Below are 14,909 nucleotides of genomic sequence, written 5' to 3' on the forward strand. Positions count from 1 at the left end.
AAAAACGAAATAATTCTACAATAACGAACGTTCCTAAAGTGAAAAAGAGTGCCCTGCCATAGGGCAGCAGCACTCTTTTTACTAGTGGGGCAGAAATACTAATTGAATAATGAATAAAACAGCAAAGATATAAAGAAGCGGATGAACCTCGCGTGCTTTTCCCTTCACCATTTTAATTAATGGATAGGTAATGAACCCAAGAGCAATACCTGTAGAAATACTTGAAGTTAAAGGCATAGTCAATATTACTAAAAAGGCAGGAAAGGCTTCATCAAAATTATCCCATTCAATCTGCTTCACCGCGCCGATCATCAAGCTTCCTACAATAATTAATGCTGGAGATGTAATGGCAGCGACACCTGAAATAGAAGCAACCAATGGACCGAAGAATGAAGATAAAAGGAATAAAGCTGCAACAGTCAATGTCGTTAATCCTGTACGGCCGCCCGCAGCAACACCTGCTGAAGATTCAACAAAAGCACTTGTCGGACTTGTACCTACCATTGCCCCGACCGTTGTAGCAAGCGAATCTGCAAGCAATGCCTGACGAGCTCTCGGTAAATTTTCTCCCTTCATAAGACCGGCTTGTCTAGCTACGCCGACCATCGTACCTGTTGTATCAAATAAAGTAACTAAAATAAATGAGAAAACAACGCCGTATAATCCGTAAGAAATGACATCACCGATCGCGGCAAGCGGATTCCAAACGAGTATACCTTTCGGAAGATGAGGCATTGCTACAACTTTTTCAATTTTTAATTGGTTTGTCAAAACAGCTGCAATCGCTGTAGCGACCATCCCGATAAATAATGCCCCTTTAACATTGCGGGCCATCAACACTACTGTCAATGCAAGACCGAATAATGTGAGTAAAACAGAAGGGCTTGATAAATCCCCTAAACCTACCAGGTTTGATTCATTTGCTACGACAATATGAGACATGCGAAGCCCAATAAAGGCTATGAAAAGCCCAATACCAGCTGTGATGGCCAGTTTCAGATTTTTAGGGATCGACATAATCAGCTTTTCACGGAACGGTGTCAAACTTAAAATAACAAAAATAATCCCTGCAACGAATACAGCGGCGAAGGCAGTTACATAATCAATTGCCCCATCAGAACCGATGACTACTGCGTAAGTGAAATAAGCATTCAATCCCATACCAGGTGCAATAGCAATTGGATAGTTAGCCATAAGTGCCATCCAAACTGTCCCGATGATAGACGCGATAATTGTAGCCATAAATACTTGATCTATTGGGACACCGGCATCAGCTAAAATAATCGGATTGACAATAACAATATACGCCATCGTCAAAAATGTCGTAAGCCCTGCCAGCATTTCTGTTTTTACTGTTGTATTATTTTCTTTTAATCGAAACATATAGAAGTAATCCTCCTTGAAACACGAACATTTTGAACAACATTTTATATAATATTCGTTTTTGGCGGAATTTGCAACTGTTTTCTTGTAAATATCATGATAGCGCTGAAATTGTTATAATGAAAGTTATTACAGTGAAGGAGTGGAATAATGGACTTACAAACAACAAAGCGATTAGCTAATGGTATTGAAATGCCAATATTTGGACTAGGCGTTTATAAAATGACAGATCCACAAGAAACAATTGAGGCCATTACAACGGCCTTGCAAGTAGGATACCGTGCCATCGATACGGCCTCCCTTTATCACAATGAAGAACAAGTAGGTGAGGCTATCCGTCATTCCGGGGTGCCTCGCAACGATATTTTTGTTACAACAAAAGTGTGGAATACCGACCAAGGGTTTGATAATACACTGCGCGCCTTTGAAGAATCACTTAAGAAACTGGACATGGATTATGTCGATCTTTATCTAACTCATTGGCCCGTGGAAGGAAAGTACACAGAAACTTATCGTGCAATCGAACGATTGTATGAAGAGAAATTAATCCGTGTTCCAGGTGTTTCAAATCATCATAAACAACATATTGAAGAGGTATTGAAGGTGGCACAGACACCTCCGATGGTGAACCAAATTGAAGCACATCCTTATTTATCACAGGAACCGCTCCGTGCATTTTGTAAAGAGCATAACATTGCTGTCACGGCATGGTCGCCGCTTGGCCGGGGTGGAGTACTGATAGATGAAACAATACTAAAAATGGGTGATAAATATGGAAAATCACCAGCCCAAATCGTGCTTCGCTGGCATATTCAGAATGATATCCTTGTCATTCCTAAGTCGGTGACACCTTCTCGTATTGAAGAGAATGCCCGTATTTTTGATTTTGAACTGACTGAAGAGGACATGCGTTCCTTAAATAATCTAAACCGGAACCAGCGTTTTGGGAAAGATCCGGAAAATTTCCACTTCGATTTTTAATTCGGATGTCGAAATTATCAGCTTATTCCTTTATAATAGTTTTGTAATAGGAAAAGGGGGATTTTTATGACAATTGCCAAAACAATTACATTAGCGAATGGAGTCGAGATGCCGCGTATCGGCTATGGTGTCTTCCGAATGAAAGAGCACGAAGTAGCATATAACGGTGTGCTGGAGGCATTAAAGGCAGGATACCGGGCAATCGATACAGCTGCTGTCTATCAAAATGAGGAAGCTGTGGGACAGGCAATCAAAGATTCCGGGATTGCACGAGAAGAGATTTTTGTTACGACGAAAGTGTGGAATTCGGATCAAGGATTCGATAATACGCTCCGTGCATTTGAAACATCACTGAATAAATTAGGCCTTGATTATGTAGATCTGTATTTAACACATTGGCCAAAGCCAACACTTGCTGAGACATATAAAGCGATTGAGCGTCTGTATGAAGAAAAGCTGATCCGCGTTCCGGGTGTATCCAACCATCACCAGCATCATTTAGAAGAAGTATTTGCAGCCGCAAATGTAAAGCCGATGGTCAACCAGGTAGAATGCCATCCATCATTATCCCAGGACAGCTTGCGTGCCTTCTGTGCAGAACATAATATTGCTGTTACAGCATGGGCTCCGCTTGGTACGGGCATTGTCTTTACACATCCTGTGGTGACACAGCTTGCAGAAAAATATAGTAAAACACCTGCACAAATTGTCCTTCGCTGGCACTTGGAGATTGGCAATATTGCAATTCCGAAATCAGTTACACCAGCACGTATCAAAGAAAATCTGGATGTGTTTGATTTCAATCTGGCACCGGATGAAGTGGCTGCTATTACGGCCCTTAACACATTCCACCGAACAAGTGCTGATCCGGACAATTTTGATTTTTAATTAACAATAAGAAAATCCCCCTCTTCTTTTTGAAGAGGGGGATTTTTTGCATATTATTGTACAACGTTCGATTATAAGACAAAGAGTTTATTCATAGAGCTTGCATATTATTGTACAACGTTCGATTATAAGACAAAGAGTTTATTCATAGAGCTTGCATAGTATTGGCAGGCACTTGCTTTTGCATAAAGTGCGTCAAAAGCCGGAATACGTAAATCTTTTGAATAGGCCAGTCCGAAATGAATCGGCAAGATATCAGGAGGTAACTCATTTGGCTCTGTCATTTTCCGCACGTTCTGATAGATTGAATACACTGTCTGTTCAGTATCGGTGTCGTTAAATAAAATAATGATACCCTCCTCATGCCCAGTATGAGTAAATAGGTGAGGAATATTTTTTAAGTGTTCTTGTATCATGCTAAAAACAGCATAAGTTAGTTGATAATGCAGCTGCATTTCCTTGTGATGTTTCCGGGCTTCCTTTTGGGGTAATGAAAATAGAACGCATACACAATTTTGCCCTTGTGCTAACGATTGATCAGTTAGTTCTTGTACTTGGGTAAGGTCCATTAAGGCTAAAGAATCGAATAGCATATGATTGTTTTCATCTGAAAGGCTGACAGGAGATTGAAATGCTTCATTCCCTTCTGAAAAGCTATTATTCCATTCAACAAGACGTTTCTCAATTATTTGAAGCTGGGTACGTATATAGCCTTTTGGGAAATAGGCATCCAAGCGATACTTTAAAATATCATGATAGATATAGCAAAGATACACAAGGTGCTCCTCTGTATCCAGCAGCTCGAGTGCCTGCTTAAAAGTTTGACTGCTTTTTTCCAGTTCGTGGAGATTGTAAAGCAGCTTTCCTTCAAATAAAAGCATTTTTGCAAATTGAAAGTGAAGCGGCCGAGTGCCAATAAGCTTTATTGTCATCTCACGTAACTCCATGAATTCCTCACGTTTCGTCAGCTGAGCATATGTATACATGAGGGAAATGTTTATACGGATGACCGGTTCTGTTTCATCGAAGATATGCTGACTGTAATGGTGGGCGAGTTTGACTCCGAACATTGCTTGCTGCTCTTCTTCCATATCGATCAAGACATTGCTGATCAGGGCATAACAAGAAGCAAGTACTTCATAATCCTTTAGTTCGTGCGCATAATGGAGGGCGCTTTTATAAGAAGCAAGCGCAAATTCCTTATTGCCTGTAACTCCATGGAAAATACCCGCGAATTGGGAATAATACATTTTATCCTTCAGGCTGCCATGTACTTTGCACAATTTCTCATATTCACGCAATGATTCGTGTAATAAAGAGATATTCCCTATGTTTCTGTATGCTTCCAGGATGTCTTTATAAAATGTTAAAGCTTCGGGATAACACTGGTTTTGTAAAGCTAGTGACAAGGCTTGTTTACTATATTGAAGCATCTGTTTAAAAAGGCCCTGAGTATATAATTGGTTAATATATTCCTGATGGCTGGACATTTTAAGCTGCATAATATATAGTCACCTCGATTTAATCAAGTATGCCTCTAAGTCATTGTACCCGAGGACTTTTATTCTATGGATGATAAGCACCTGCAAAAAGAGTTTAAATAAACGCATCATATAATAAATAATACATATCCTTTGCAGCCTTAACGGCATTTTCTACAGCTTCATTCAGTTCACTCTGTGATTTGGCTGTGATTTCAGTAATTTTCTTAAATACCTTTGCCTGGGTAACTGCCAGCAACTTCGGATAAGTCTCCAATGTTTGGAAAGACTCATCGAAGTAGCTTGATATATCCTTTGAAGCATAGACCATCAAATCATTATAGTAACTTGCATATTCATCATCTAGTCTCGTTTTCGAAGTAAAAAAATTATCCAGTTCAATAAGCGTGTAAAGAGAAAACAAATAAGCAAATCGATCATTTTTATATGTTAAAGGAAGCACTCGTTGAACGGCCTGCAGTTGAAATGCTTCATGAATGAGCGTTTTACGAACTATGTAAATGAGCGAATGGTGTGGATGCTCGATTAAATCATCTTCTGTGAAGGCAGATTTTACCCAGAAATCGACAAATAAGTTCCATACTTGGAAGCGGTTAAAAGTCGACGGTATGCTAAGTGTAATAAGCTCTAATTCTTTTCGAAGGCTGTTAAAGCGATCAAGCACTGTATCATTTATTAAGAATAAACTATCAACTTTCTTAATATTTACAAACAACTACAATCCTCCTTTATGAAGAAAAGAGTATTTTTTTTAATCATAATCTAAAAATAGGAAAAAATTAATAGAAAGAAGGATGCTTTTAAGAAAAAAAACAGCTGATACTCCATAACCTTTAAAATGTAAAAATATGGTATAAAATAGAGCTGTTATAAAGGAAAGAAAATCAAAAAGTCTATACTTTCCGGTAGAAAGATACAGACTTTTGAGGCACTATTAATTTATTTGTCTTTTATTGTAATATTGTGATCTGTAAATGGATGGATGAAGTCCAGCTGAATTGCATGGAGTTTATAATCGCCGGCTGAAGTTTGGCGCGCATTATACAACGTATCTCCTACAATCGGGTGACCGATATGGGCAAGATGGACCCGGATTTGATGTGTCCTTCCTGTTTCCAGCACGAGATGGACAAGGCAGGTTCCTTTAAAGCGCTTTACAACTTCGTAGCGAGTTACTGCATGCTGGCCCGACGATGAAACAACACGTCTTGTTTTATGGTGGCGGTCCTTGCCAATAGGCTCATTAATCGTGCCGCTATCCGTTCTAATATTGCCCTGTACCTCTGCTTCATACGTCCGGATAATCTTTTTCTCCTCGAGCATCCGGTCAAATACTGATTTGGCAATCGGGTGCTTGGCGATAAGCAGCAAGCCTTTTGTTCCTTGATCAAGGCGGTGTACATGCTCTGCGTACTGTCCGCCATTTGCCTTCACATACGCCATAACATGGTTCATGCATGTATCTGTATCAGAAGGGGTATTTGGATGTGTAGCCATTCCTTTCGGTTTAGAGACAACAAGGCAATGCTCGTCTTCATACAGTACATCTATCCCGCACTCGTTCATCGGTTTATAGGCAGAGGAGGGAATATCGAATAGAAAAGTTAATTTCGCCCCTTTCGGAAGCGGCTCCTTCCAATTCACCGGCTCACCGCCGACTGATACCGCCTTTGCCATTCGCAGCTCATGGACCTGCTTTTTCCCCAGGCGCCATTTGTTTCGCAGCAGCTCTTCTACTGTTTCGCCGTCTTGCATAATTTCATATTGAAACATCTTCTTCCTCCGTTTTAAAAAAGGCGTGCCCCCCTTAAAGGACACGACCTTTTGTTTTTTTATTTTTCTATGCTTGCAAAGAATTGACGTACTTCATCTTCACTGTGATCGCCGACTAGACGTGTCACTTCCTTGCCATCCTTAAAGTAGATAAGCGTCGGCGTTGCTTCAAGCTGATAAGTCGTCCAGGCATTTTCGTATTCATATACATTCAGCTGGTCAATCTGGATATCTTCTTTCTTAGCAACAGGCATCAATTTCGGTGTGAACTGTTTACAGTGGACACAAACTGGGCTGAACATATAGGCGAATACTTCTTCACCGGATGCAATTTTCTTTTCTAAATCCTCTGGCAGGATAATGTTTTGATAGTTTTCATCGTCCAGTAGATCAATTGTAGGCTGCTGAAGGTTCTCTGTTCCGTAAGGGTTGTCCTTTAGCTTATCTGAATTTGTCATATTAGTTAAAACGATAATGCCAATGAACAGGAGAATGACAACTCCACCGATAATTCCTAACTTTTTCACGTTACTTTTCCTCCTTTAATACTTTAAGCATATAAAAGCTTGTAATGGCGATAATAATAAATGCAGTCAGTGCCAATAACGGAATCGTAATAAAACCGAGCCAGTTAATATATGCCCCTATACAGGATACTTGTCCACAGGCCGGTGCAGTCTCTTGTAAAAAGGAGATTTTTTGAATGCCGTAATGGTAAAGGGATATACTACCGCCAATGACAGCAAACGCTGCCGTTGTAAGAGCGATGCGAGCATTTTTTTGTATGTATGCAATAGTGGAAATGATGACAATCGGATACATGAGAATACGTTGGTACCAACATAAATCACAAGGAATGTAGCCTCTTATTTCCGAAAAATAAAGGGAGCCGAGTGTGGCGATAAGGGATGTAATCCAAATGATAAGCAAGCTATTTTCCAGCTTCTTGTTCATAAAAAAACCTCTGCTTCTTATTTTATTTTGTTTTCTTGATTATAAGTTGTTCTAAATAAGAAGTAAATTGTTTCGATTGAAAGGAATTGGAATTGGGTATATGGGTAGAGGAGGTGTGAAATTTGAGTGAATCACTTGATACTTCGCAGTTTGAAAAGAAAATGATTATACGAAATATGCAGCATGAAGATATTGATGCCATCTTGGAAATCCAGCGTGTATCCTTTCCAGGGATGTCCCCTTGGAAAAGAGAGCATTTATATAGCCATTTGGCGATTTTTCCGGAAGGTCAGATTGTCGCTGAATTTGAAGGAGAGGTAATCGGCTCGTGCTCCAGCCTGCGGATTAACTTCGATGAATATGACGACCGCCACACATGGAGCGATATTACAGATGATGGTTTTATCACAAACCATGACCCAAATGGCTATAATCTGTATGGTATTGAGGTAATGGTGCACCCGCAATATCGCAGAATGAAGGTCGGCCAGCGCCTTTACGAGGCAAGGAAAGATTTGGCGAGAACATTAAATTTAAAATCGATTATCCTTGGAGGCCGCATACCGAACTACCATCTGCATGCCTCGGAAATGACACCACGCGAATATGTGGATGCAGTAAGCCGGCATAAAATTTATGATCCGGTTTTAACATTCCAGATTATGAATGGTTTTATGCTGATGCGGATCAATCCCAATTATTTGCCGGACGATGTTGCTTCAGGAAAGTATGCTACATTAATGGAATGGAATAATGCGGACTATTTGCCGCAGTCAAAGCGCCATTTCAAAACGAGCTACCCTGTCCGAATCTGCGTTGTACAATACATGATGAGGAAAATCGAAAGCTTTGACGATTTTGCGCAGCAATGTGAATATTTTGTGGATGTCGGCTCTGATGCGGCAGCGGATTTTATCGTTTTTCCGGAAATCTTTACAACACAGCTTATGTCCTTTTTAAATGAAAAATCTCCTTCGCAGGCCGTTCGTAAATTAACTGAATTTACCCCTCAGTATATAGAGCTGTTTACGAATTTAGCAGTACGCTACAATGTTAACATTATAGGCGGCTCGCATTTCGTAGAAGAAGAGAATGAAGAAATATATAACATTGCATACTTATTCCGCCGGGACGGGACGATTGAGAAGCAATATAAAATCCATATTACACCGAATGAGCGAAGATGGTGGGGAATTTCCAACGGTGATTTAGTAAAGGTGTTCGATACGGACTGCGGCAGGATTGCCATCCAAATTTGTTATGATATTGAGTTCCCTGAACTTGCACGTATTGCAACCGATATGGGTGCCAATATTATTTTTGTTCCTTTCTGTACAGAAGACCGACACGGGTATTTACGGGTTCGTTATTGTGCTCAGGCCCGAGCGGTTGAAAATCAGGTATTTACAGTTATTTCAGGAACTGTCGGCAACCTTCCCCATACAGAAAACATGGATATTCAGTATGCACAGTCTGCTATTTTTGCACCGAGTGATTTTGAATTTGCCCGTGACGGAATTGTCGGGGAAACGAATTCGAATGTTGAGATGGTATTAATCAGTGATGTCGATCTGGAAGTGCTTCGCAGACAACGCCAAAATGGTACAGTCAAGCATCTGAAGGACCGCAGACATGATGTATACCGAATCGACTATTTAAAAGACGAGGGAACATTCTAATTATTAACTACACGATTGTATGAATGTTTGTTTTACCTCTGTGTCATTTACATTTTTATACAAGTGAAGAGCGTGCTGCAATTTGCGGCACGCTCTTTGTTATGGTATAGATGAAGTAATGGCAAAAGAGAAGGTGACGACATGAACGATCATTCAAATATAACAATTTTAAAAGAAATTGCAGAGCTATTGAATGAAGAGACGGAAATGATTCCAATGCTGCGGGGAGCTCTCCATAAATTTTTGGGGGGAACTAAATTCGATACAGGGTGGATTTTCTTTATTAATGAAAAAGGAAAGCCGGAACTTGTTGCCCAGGAGCATTTACCGGGAGCGCTCACCTATAATAAATGTGAATATTTAAGGCATGGCGGCTGCTGGTGCGTATCCCGCTTTCGCAATGATGAACTAAAGAGGGCTTCCAATATTATCGAATGCCAGCGGATCGAAAGTGCCATCGAGGGGGAAGTGGGCGACCCGGAAGGTATCACACATCACGCCACAGTCCCGCTCCAATCAGGACAGGAGAAGTTTGGTATTCTTAACGTTGCTTCTAAAAATACGATCCGTTTTTCAGAGGAAGAGCTGGAGCTGCTGGAATCTGTTGCATTCCAATTAGGCTCGGCCATCAAACGTATTCTTCTTGTGAATGAACAGCAGGAGATTGCGCTCGTTCAGGAACGAAACCGGCTGGCTAGAGACCTCCACGATTCGGTCAACCAATTATTATTTTCTGTTACGCTCACGTCACGTGCAGGCATTGAAATGACAGAGGATGCGGAAGTAAAAGATACCTTTAAAGAAATCCAAAATTTAACACAGGAAGCATTGAATGAAATGCGGGCACTAATCTGGCAGCTGCGTCCAAGAGGGCTTGAGAGCGGTCTGATTGATGCGATTAAAATTTATGCAGAAATGCTTGGCTTAAAGCTGAATGTAACGGTTTCCGGCGTGTTGCAGTTTCCTTCTAAAGTAGAGGAGACGCTTTTCAGGATTTCGCAGGAGGCACTGAATAATATAAGGCGCCATGCAGGTGTAAAGGAAGCGGAAATGTTTGTAACGGTAGCTCCTACAGATGTCCTGCTTGTTATTAAAGATGAGGGGCGGGGGTTTGCCCTTGACCCGCAAGCAGCCCTTCCTTCTATGGGCCTGCAATCTATACGGGACCGAGCAAAGGCAATCGGGGGTTCGGCAGATTGGGTGAGCGAGCTTGGGAAGGGAACAGAGCTATTGATCCGTTTGCCATATTAAGGGGGAAATGAAATGATACGAGTGTTAATTGCAGATGACCATCATGTAGTGCGTCGGGGTCTGTTGTTTTTTTTAAAAACACAAAAAGATATAGAAGTTGTAGGGGAGGCGAAAAATGGGCTAGAAGCGATTGATATGGTAGCCCAATTAAAGCCGGATATCGTATTGATGGATCTGGTTATGCCCAAGATGGACGGTATCCAGGCGACAAAAAATATTAAAACAAAATGGCCGAATGTCCAAGTGCTGATGCTGACAAGCTTCTCCGATAAAGATCATGTGCTGCCTGCCATCGAGGCAGGGGCATCAGGCTATCAATTGAAGGATATTGAGCCAGATGAATTAGTAGAGTCGATCCGGCTAACGATGCGCGGGGAAAATACAATCCATCCTGAAGCAACAACACAGCTGGAGGAGGGACTGCGCGAGGAGGAAAACCTGCCGCACGTTTTAAATCCGCTGACACCCCGTGAACAGGATGTACTGGCGGAGCTGACTAAAGGCAAGAGCAATCGGGAAATTGCTTCTTCCTTATTCGTAACAGAGAAAACAGTGAAGACCCATATATCCAATATTTTTGCAAAGCTTGAAGTACAGGACCGGACACAGGCTGCTCTGTATGCTGTCAAACACGGTTTGACAGAAGGAAGCGGTAAGGCATAGGAAGTCATTAAAGGCATGGTAAATGTTCCATGTCTTTTTTTATTTGGGAAAATATTATAAAACCGGTTGCGCTTTATAGGGTATTAGTGTACTATGTCAATAGTACACTAATACGAAATTTTGAAGGGCGTTGAGTTATATGCGCAAGTTTTGGAGCCTAGTAAAGAAAGAATGGCATATGTATAAGGCTTGGCCAATTATCTTTTTAATAGTAGGAGCAGTATCCATTGGTTTATTACCTATGTTTGAAGGACGCTTCATTAACGTCAATATAGCGAAAGAGGAATTTAGGTTAGGGCTGCTGTTTCTTGGACTATTTTTAACAGGAGCTGTGATGCCATGGCAGTTTCTTTTCAGTATTAGAAGAGGCATCAAGGAAAAGGAGTTATGGCTGCATAATAGCAGTCCGATGACTGTGCTTATCGGTGCTAAGCTATTTTATACCGTTGCATGGACGACGTTGAACAGCGCATTCTATACATTCTTTTTTCATTGGACACCAAGTATTATCGAGGGATCTACCAGTGAAATTATTTGGATGCAGGGACTAGTCGTTAGCATCATTTTCCTTCTCGGAATCCTTACAGCGGTAGGGGCTCTGCTGTTCTATACGGTCTATATCCAGTTGAAACGATATATTAAATATGGAAGTGTGATTATCACAGGAATGCTATTCGGATTGTTTTTATTTACGACCGATAAGATTGCGAACTCCTCTCTATACGACAAACTGCTAATACATGGGGAGATTCCGCTGGCTTTCCTAGAGAAGAATATGCCGGTATTCACATCGGAGGACGTGCTTGTAAACTTTTACAGTCTGTATATCGTCGAGGAATTGGTTATGTGGCTGGTGATGGCCAGCTGCTTCATCGCGGCAAGTAAATGGATTGAAAGGGTGATTACGCGATGACGCAGGATTTTTCAAAAGATAAGCCAATTTATGCACAGCTGGTCGATCGTATATGTGGAGATGTCCTGAAAGGATATTTGAAGCCGGGGGAGAAGCTTCCTTCTGTTCGCGAATATGCGATAGAAAGCGGTGTGAATGTAAATACAGTACAACGTGTATACAAGGAGCTTGAAGCAATGGAAATGACAGAAACAAAGCGTGGGCAAGGAACGTTTATTACCACAGATGAGGAGCGCATTGGGCAACTGAGGGAAGAAATGATGACGCAAGTAGCAACGCAGTTCCTGACCATGATCGATTCACTGGGGTTTACAAAAGAAGAGATGATTGAAGTATTGAAAAAAGGAGGTTGAGGATATGCTACAATTGGAAAATGTGCTGTTTAAATACAGAAAAAAACCAATCATTAATGATGTTTCCTTTACTATTCCGACTGGACAGATCATCGGCGTGATTGGGGAAAATGGCTGTGGGAAATCAACGCTGCTTCAATTGATGGCGGGGCTTCTTCGGCCGAACAAGGGGGCTATACAGTTGGAAGACCGAAAAGTGACAAGGCGATCTGCCGATAAAATAGCCTATTCACCTGATATTGATCTGTTTTACGAAAGCTATACAGGCGAGCAGGTTTTCCGCTTTTATAGTGAGCAGTTTTCCGATTTTTCTTTGGAGAAGGCTCACATTATCGCCAAGCATTTGGAGGCGCAGACAACAGTTAAGCTTGGAAAGTTATCAAAGGGAAACCGTGCCCGTATTAAAATGGCGGCGACACTAGGACGCGAGGCATCACTTTACTTACTTGATGAGCCTTTTGCAGGACTGGATCCGCTTGCGAGAGAGTCACTGATTAAGGCACTAATCCGTTTTATCGATATAGAAAACCAGTCTGTCGTCCTTTCGACTCATGAGGTAAACGAGGTGGAGCCGATTTTGGATCAGGTTATTCTGCTTCGTGATGGCAGGCTGACGGCAATGGAGGAAATGGAACTCATTCGTGATGAGCGGAATGAGGATGCAGTGGAATGGATGAAATCATTATATGAAAAGCAGGTGAGGTAAATGGCAAAACCAATAGTTCAATTAAAAAACATATCGAAAACGATTAAAGGAAAACAGATTATTAAAGATATTACACTGGATTTTTATCCAGGCCAGATTACAGGCTTCCTAGGGCCGAACGGAGCAGGGAAAACAACGACAATACGTATGATGACACGTCTTATGTATCCGACAAGCGGTGAAATAATAATTGACGGTAAATCACTTGCTGATAATTACGAAGAAGCTATATCACAAGTCGGGGTAATTGTCGAAAACCCGGAAATGTATAAATTTTTATCAGGCTATAAAAATCTTCTGCATTTTGCGCGGATGCATAAAGGCATAACAAAAGAGCGGATTGATGAGGTAGTAAAGCAGGTCGGTCTGGAAAATAGAATTCATGAAAAAGTAGGAACATATTCTCTAGGAATGCGGCAGCGTCTCGGTTTGGCTCAGGCACTTTTACACCGCCCGAAGTTTCTTATTTTGGATGAACCGACAAATGGACTTGATCCGGCGGGGATACGGGAATTCCGTACTCACTTGCGGCATATTGCTGAAACAGAAGGAATTGCGGTTGTTGTTTCCAGTCACTTATTATCGGAAATTGAACTGATGTGTGACCGGATAGCCGTTATTCAGAATGGGAAACTCATCGATATTCGTGATCTTCAGAATACAGCAGTCTCTCTTTACTATATTGAACCAACGTCTATTCAGGCGGGAGCAGCTGTTTTGGAGAAACAAGGCTATACGTTTACTGTACAAGGGGATGGCATGATCGTAGAAATCGAAAAGAAGGATGTCCCTGTGCTGACACAGCACTTATTCGAAGCAGGCGTACAATTATATGCAGTACAGCCGCATATGAAAACACTTGAAGATCAGTTCTTAGAAATGACAGGAGGCGGCGCAATTGCTGAAATACATTAGAAATGAATGGATGAAGCTATGGGCTAAAAAAAGTACATGGACGATGCTGGTATTAACGATTCTACTAGCTGTCGTTCCGGCAATCGTCATGAAATATACAGAAGATAATGAAAAAGATTGGCGTACAGTTGTACAAGAAGATACAAATATGTATAAAAGTATGCTGGCAGAAGAGGGGCTAGCAGCGAGTGACGCAGCCTACTTTAATGAACAAATTGCGCTTAATGAGTACCGTCTGGCAGAGGATGTTCCTCTTGCTGTCACTACTACTTTTGATAGCTATTTAAGCTATGGGGTAGGCCTTATAATAATCGTCACGATTTTTTCTGTTGTTGTAGCAGCGGGGATTGTCTCTTCGGAATTTTCGACAGGTACGATTAAAATGCTGCTGACACGGCCTGTATCCAGAACAAAAATTTTATTATCAAAACTGCTGACAGTTATTCTGTTTGGCCTGTTGTTATACGCGGTATGCCTTGCCGGCTCTTCTATAATAGCTCTAATTTTATGGGGAACAGATATCTCACACGACCTCCAAATGGTAGATGGGGTTATTAAAGAAGTAGATACATGGGGAGTTATCTTTGAGAAATTTATCTTGTCCTTCGGAGATTTCTTCATGTCCATTTTCTTTGCTTTCATGCTTGGCTCTATTTTCCGCTCGAGTTCGTTGGCAATTGGACTAACGCTTGTTATTTCTATGATGGGTGCATTGATCATCACATTGATGAGCAAGTACAGCTTCGCTAAATACGTATGGATTTCGCATTCAGATCTAACCCAGCATGCAAGCGGCGGTACACCATATTTAGAAGGAGTAACACTACCATTTTCTTTAACCGTATTGGCGGTTTATGCCATTCTATTTGTTTTAAGTAGTTTTATTATCTTTAATAAACGTGACGTGACGGCTTAATAGTGTGTATAATGGACCTACTTGAATAAATA

15 protein-coding genes and 1 pseudogene are annotated in these 14,909 nt (G+C 41.2%); 10 read left to right on the plus strand and 6 right to left on the minus strand.

The annotated features are described in order from the left end of the window. Positions 1-81: 81 nt before the first annotated feature. Complete coding sequence (locus BOD01S_RS07415) at positions 82-1,383, minus strand: NCS2 family permease (protein ID WP_036157592.1); 1,302 nt, start codon at positions 1,381-1,383, stop codon at positions 82-84. 150 nt (positions 1,384-1,533) lie between these two features. Between BOD01S_RS07415 and BOD01S_RS07420 the strand changes: the two genes are divergently transcribed. Together BOD01S_RS07420 and BOD01S_RS07425 are read left to right on the plus strand one after the other, a co-directional pair. Then, complete coding sequence (locus BOD01S_RS07420) at positions 1,534-2,364, plus strand: aldo/keto reductase (protein ID WP_036157589.1); 831 nt, start codon at positions 1,534-1,536, stop codon at positions 2,362-2,364. A 66-nt stretch (positions 2,365-2,430) separates the two neighbouring features. Further along, on the plus strand, positions 2,431-3,252 hold the full coding sequence (locus tag BOD01S_RS07425) for an aldo/keto reductase (protein ID WP_036157586.1): 822 nt from the start codon (positions 2,431-2,433) through the stop codon (positions 3,250-3,252). A 125-nt stretch (positions 3,253-3,377) separates the two neighbouring features. Here the strand turns inward: BOD01S_RS07425 and BOD01S_RS07430 are convergent, their stop codons facing one another. From BOD01S_RS07430 to BOD01S_RS07450, 5 genes are all read right to left on the minus strand, one after another. Next, positions 3,378-4,754, minus strand: a complete 1,377-nt coding sequence (locus BOD01S_RS07430) for a hypothetical protein (protein WP_036157583.1) — start codon at positions 4,752-4,754, stop codon at positions 3,378-3,380. Positions 4,755-4,848: 94 nt separating this feature from the next. Next, positions 4,849-5,469 carry a hypothetical protein gene (locus tag BOD01S_RS07435; RefSeq protein ID WP_036157581.1) on the minus strand — a complete coding sequence of 207 codons (621 nt, stop codon included), beginning with the start codon at positions 5,467-5,469 and terminating at the stop codon, positions 4,849-4,851. 224 nt (positions 5,470-5,693) lie between these two features. Next, positions 5,694-6,527, minus strand: a complete 834-nt coding sequence (locus BOD01S_RS07440; protein WP_036157578.1) for an RluA family pseudouridine synthase — start codon at positions 6,525-6,527, stop codon at positions 5,694-5,696. Between the two features lie 59 nt (positions 6,528-6,586). Beyond that, positions 6,587-7,054, minus strand: a complete 468-nt coding sequence (locus BOD01S_RS07445; RefSeq protein ID WP_036157576.1) for a thioredoxin family protein — start codon at positions 7,052-7,054, stop codon at positions 6,587-6,589. A gap of 1 nt (position 7,055) precedes the next feature. Further along, positions 7,056-7,481 (minus strand): disulfide oxidoreductase, encoded by a 426-nt coding sequence (locus BOD01S_RS07450; RefSeq protein WP_036157573.1) that lies wholly within the window; start codon positions 7,479-7,481, stop codon positions 7,056-7,058. A gap of 122 nt (positions 7,482-7,603) precedes the next feature. On the opposite strand from BOD01S_RS07450, the gene BOD01S_RS07455 reads away from it, so the two are divergent. The 8 genes and pseudogenes from BOD01S_RS07455 to BOD01S_RS07490 all read left to right on the plus strand — a co-directional run bounded on the left by BOD01S_RS07455 (position 7,604) and on the right by BOD01S_RS07490 (position 14,877). Further along, on the plus strand, positions 7,604-9,160 hold the full coding sequence (locus BOD01S_RS07455) for a carbon-nitrogen hydrolase family protein (protein WP_036157571.1): 1,557 nt from the start codon (positions 7,604-7,606) through the stop codon (positions 9,158-9,160). Positions 9,161-9,301: 141 nt separating this feature from the next. Next, the gene (locus BOD01S_RS07460; RefSeq protein ID WP_036157567.1) at positions 9,302-10,411 is read left to right on the plus strand and encodes a sensor histidine kinase; all 1,110 of its coding nucleotides are present in this window, start codon (positions 9,302-9,304) and stop codon (positions 10,409-10,411) included. Between the two features lie 12 nt (positions 10,412-10,423). Then, the gene (locus BOD01S_RS07465) at positions 10,424-11,074 is read left to right on the plus strand and encodes a response regulator transcription factor (RefSeq protein WP_036157562.1); all 651 of its coding nucleotides are present in this window, start codon (positions 10,424-10,426) and stop codon (positions 11,072-11,074) included. 139 nt (positions 11,075-11,213) lie between these two features. Beyond that, a complete protein-coding gene (locus tag BOD01S_RS07470) occupies positions 11,214-11,987 on the plus strand; it encodes a hypothetical protein (RefSeq protein ID WP_143815040.1) in 774 nt (257 codons plus the stop codon). Beyond that, positions 11,984-12,340 (plus strand): GntR family transcriptional regulator, encoded by a 357-nt coding sequence (locus BOD01S_RS07475; protein ID WP_036157558.1) that lies wholly within the window; start codon positions 11,984-11,986, stop codon positions 12,338-12,340. Before BOD01S_RS07470 ends, BOD01S_RS07475 begins: the two co-directional genes overlap by 4 nt. 91 nt (positions 12,341-12,431) lie before the next feature. Continuing rightward, positions 12,432-13,046, plus strand: a pseudogene (locus BOD01S_RS07480) (ATP-binding cassette domain-containing protein); the annotation flags it as partial. Then, the gene (locus BOD01S_RS07485) at positions 13,047-13,961 is read left to right on the plus strand and encodes an ABC transporter ATP-binding protein (protein WP_036157553.1); all 915 of its coding nucleotides are present in this window, start codon (positions 13,047-13,049) and stop codon (positions 13,959-13,961) included. Then, positions 13,945-14,877, plus strand: coding sequence for an ABC transporter permease (locus tag BOD01S_RS07490; RefSeq protein ID WP_052124953.1), 933 nt, complete (start codon positions 13,945-13,947; stop codon positions 14,875-14,877). The genes BOD01S_RS07485 and BOD01S_RS07490 overlap by 17 nt, the downstream gene beginning before the upstream one ends. Positions 14,878-14,909 lie beyond the last annotated feature (32 nt).

This window comes from Lysinibacillus odysseyi 34hs-1 = NBRC 100172 (genome assembly GCF_001591965.1).
Taxonomy (GTDB): Bacteria; Bacillota; Bacilli; order Bacillales_A; family Planococcaceae; genus Lysinibacillus_B; species Lysinibacillus_B odysseyi.

What these genes read in the sequence shown, in the direction of transcription:
- BOD01S_RS07415 (WP_036157592.1), bottom strand. Translation starts at nt 1,383, where the DNA reads ATGTTTCGATTAAAAGAAAATAATACAACAGTAAAAACAGAAATGCTG.
- BOD01S_RS07420 (WP_036157589.1), top strand. Translation starts at nt 1,534, where the DNA reads ATGGACTTACAAACAACAAAGCGATTAGCTAATGGTATTGAAATGCCA.
- BOD01S_RS07425 (WP_036157586.1), top strand. Translation starts at nt 2,431, where the DNA reads ATGACAATTGCCAAAACAATTACATTAGCGAATGGAGTCGAGATGCCG.
- BOD01S_RS07430 (WP_036157583.1), bottom strand. Translation starts at nt 4,754, where the DNA reads ATGCAGCTTAAAATGTCCAGCCATCAGGAATATATTAACCAATTATAT.
- BOD01S_RS07440 (WP_036157578.1), bottom strand. Translation starts at nt 6,527, where the DNA reads ATGTTTCAATATGAAATTATGCAAGACGGCGAAACAGTAGAAGAGCTG.
- BOD01S_RS07450 (WP_036157573.1), bottom strand. Translation starts at nt 7,481, where the DNA reads ATGAACAAGAAGCTGGAAAATAGCTTGCTTATCATTTGGATTACATCC.
- BOD01S_RS07460 (WP_036157567.1), top strand. Translation starts at nt 9,302, where the DNA reads ATGAACGATCATTCAAATATAACAATTTTAAAAGAAATTGCAGAGCTA.
- BOD01S_RS07465 (WP_036157562.1), top strand. Translation starts at nt 10,424, where the DNA reads ATGATACGAGTGTTAATTGCAGATGACCATCATGTAGTGCGTCGGGGT.
- BOD01S_RS07470 (WP_143815040.1), top strand. Translation starts at nt 11,214, where the DNA reads ATGCGCAAGTTTTGGAGCCTAGTAAAGAAAGAATGGCATATGTATAAG.
- BOD01S_RS07475 (WP_036157558.1), top strand. Translation starts at nt 11,984, where the DNA reads ATGACGCAGGATTTTTCAAAAGATAAGCCAATTTATGCACAGCTGGTC.
- BOD01S_RS07485 (WP_036157553.1), top strand. Translation starts at nt 13,047, where the DNA reads ATGGCAAAACCAATAGTTCAATTAAAAAACATATCGAAAACGATTAAA.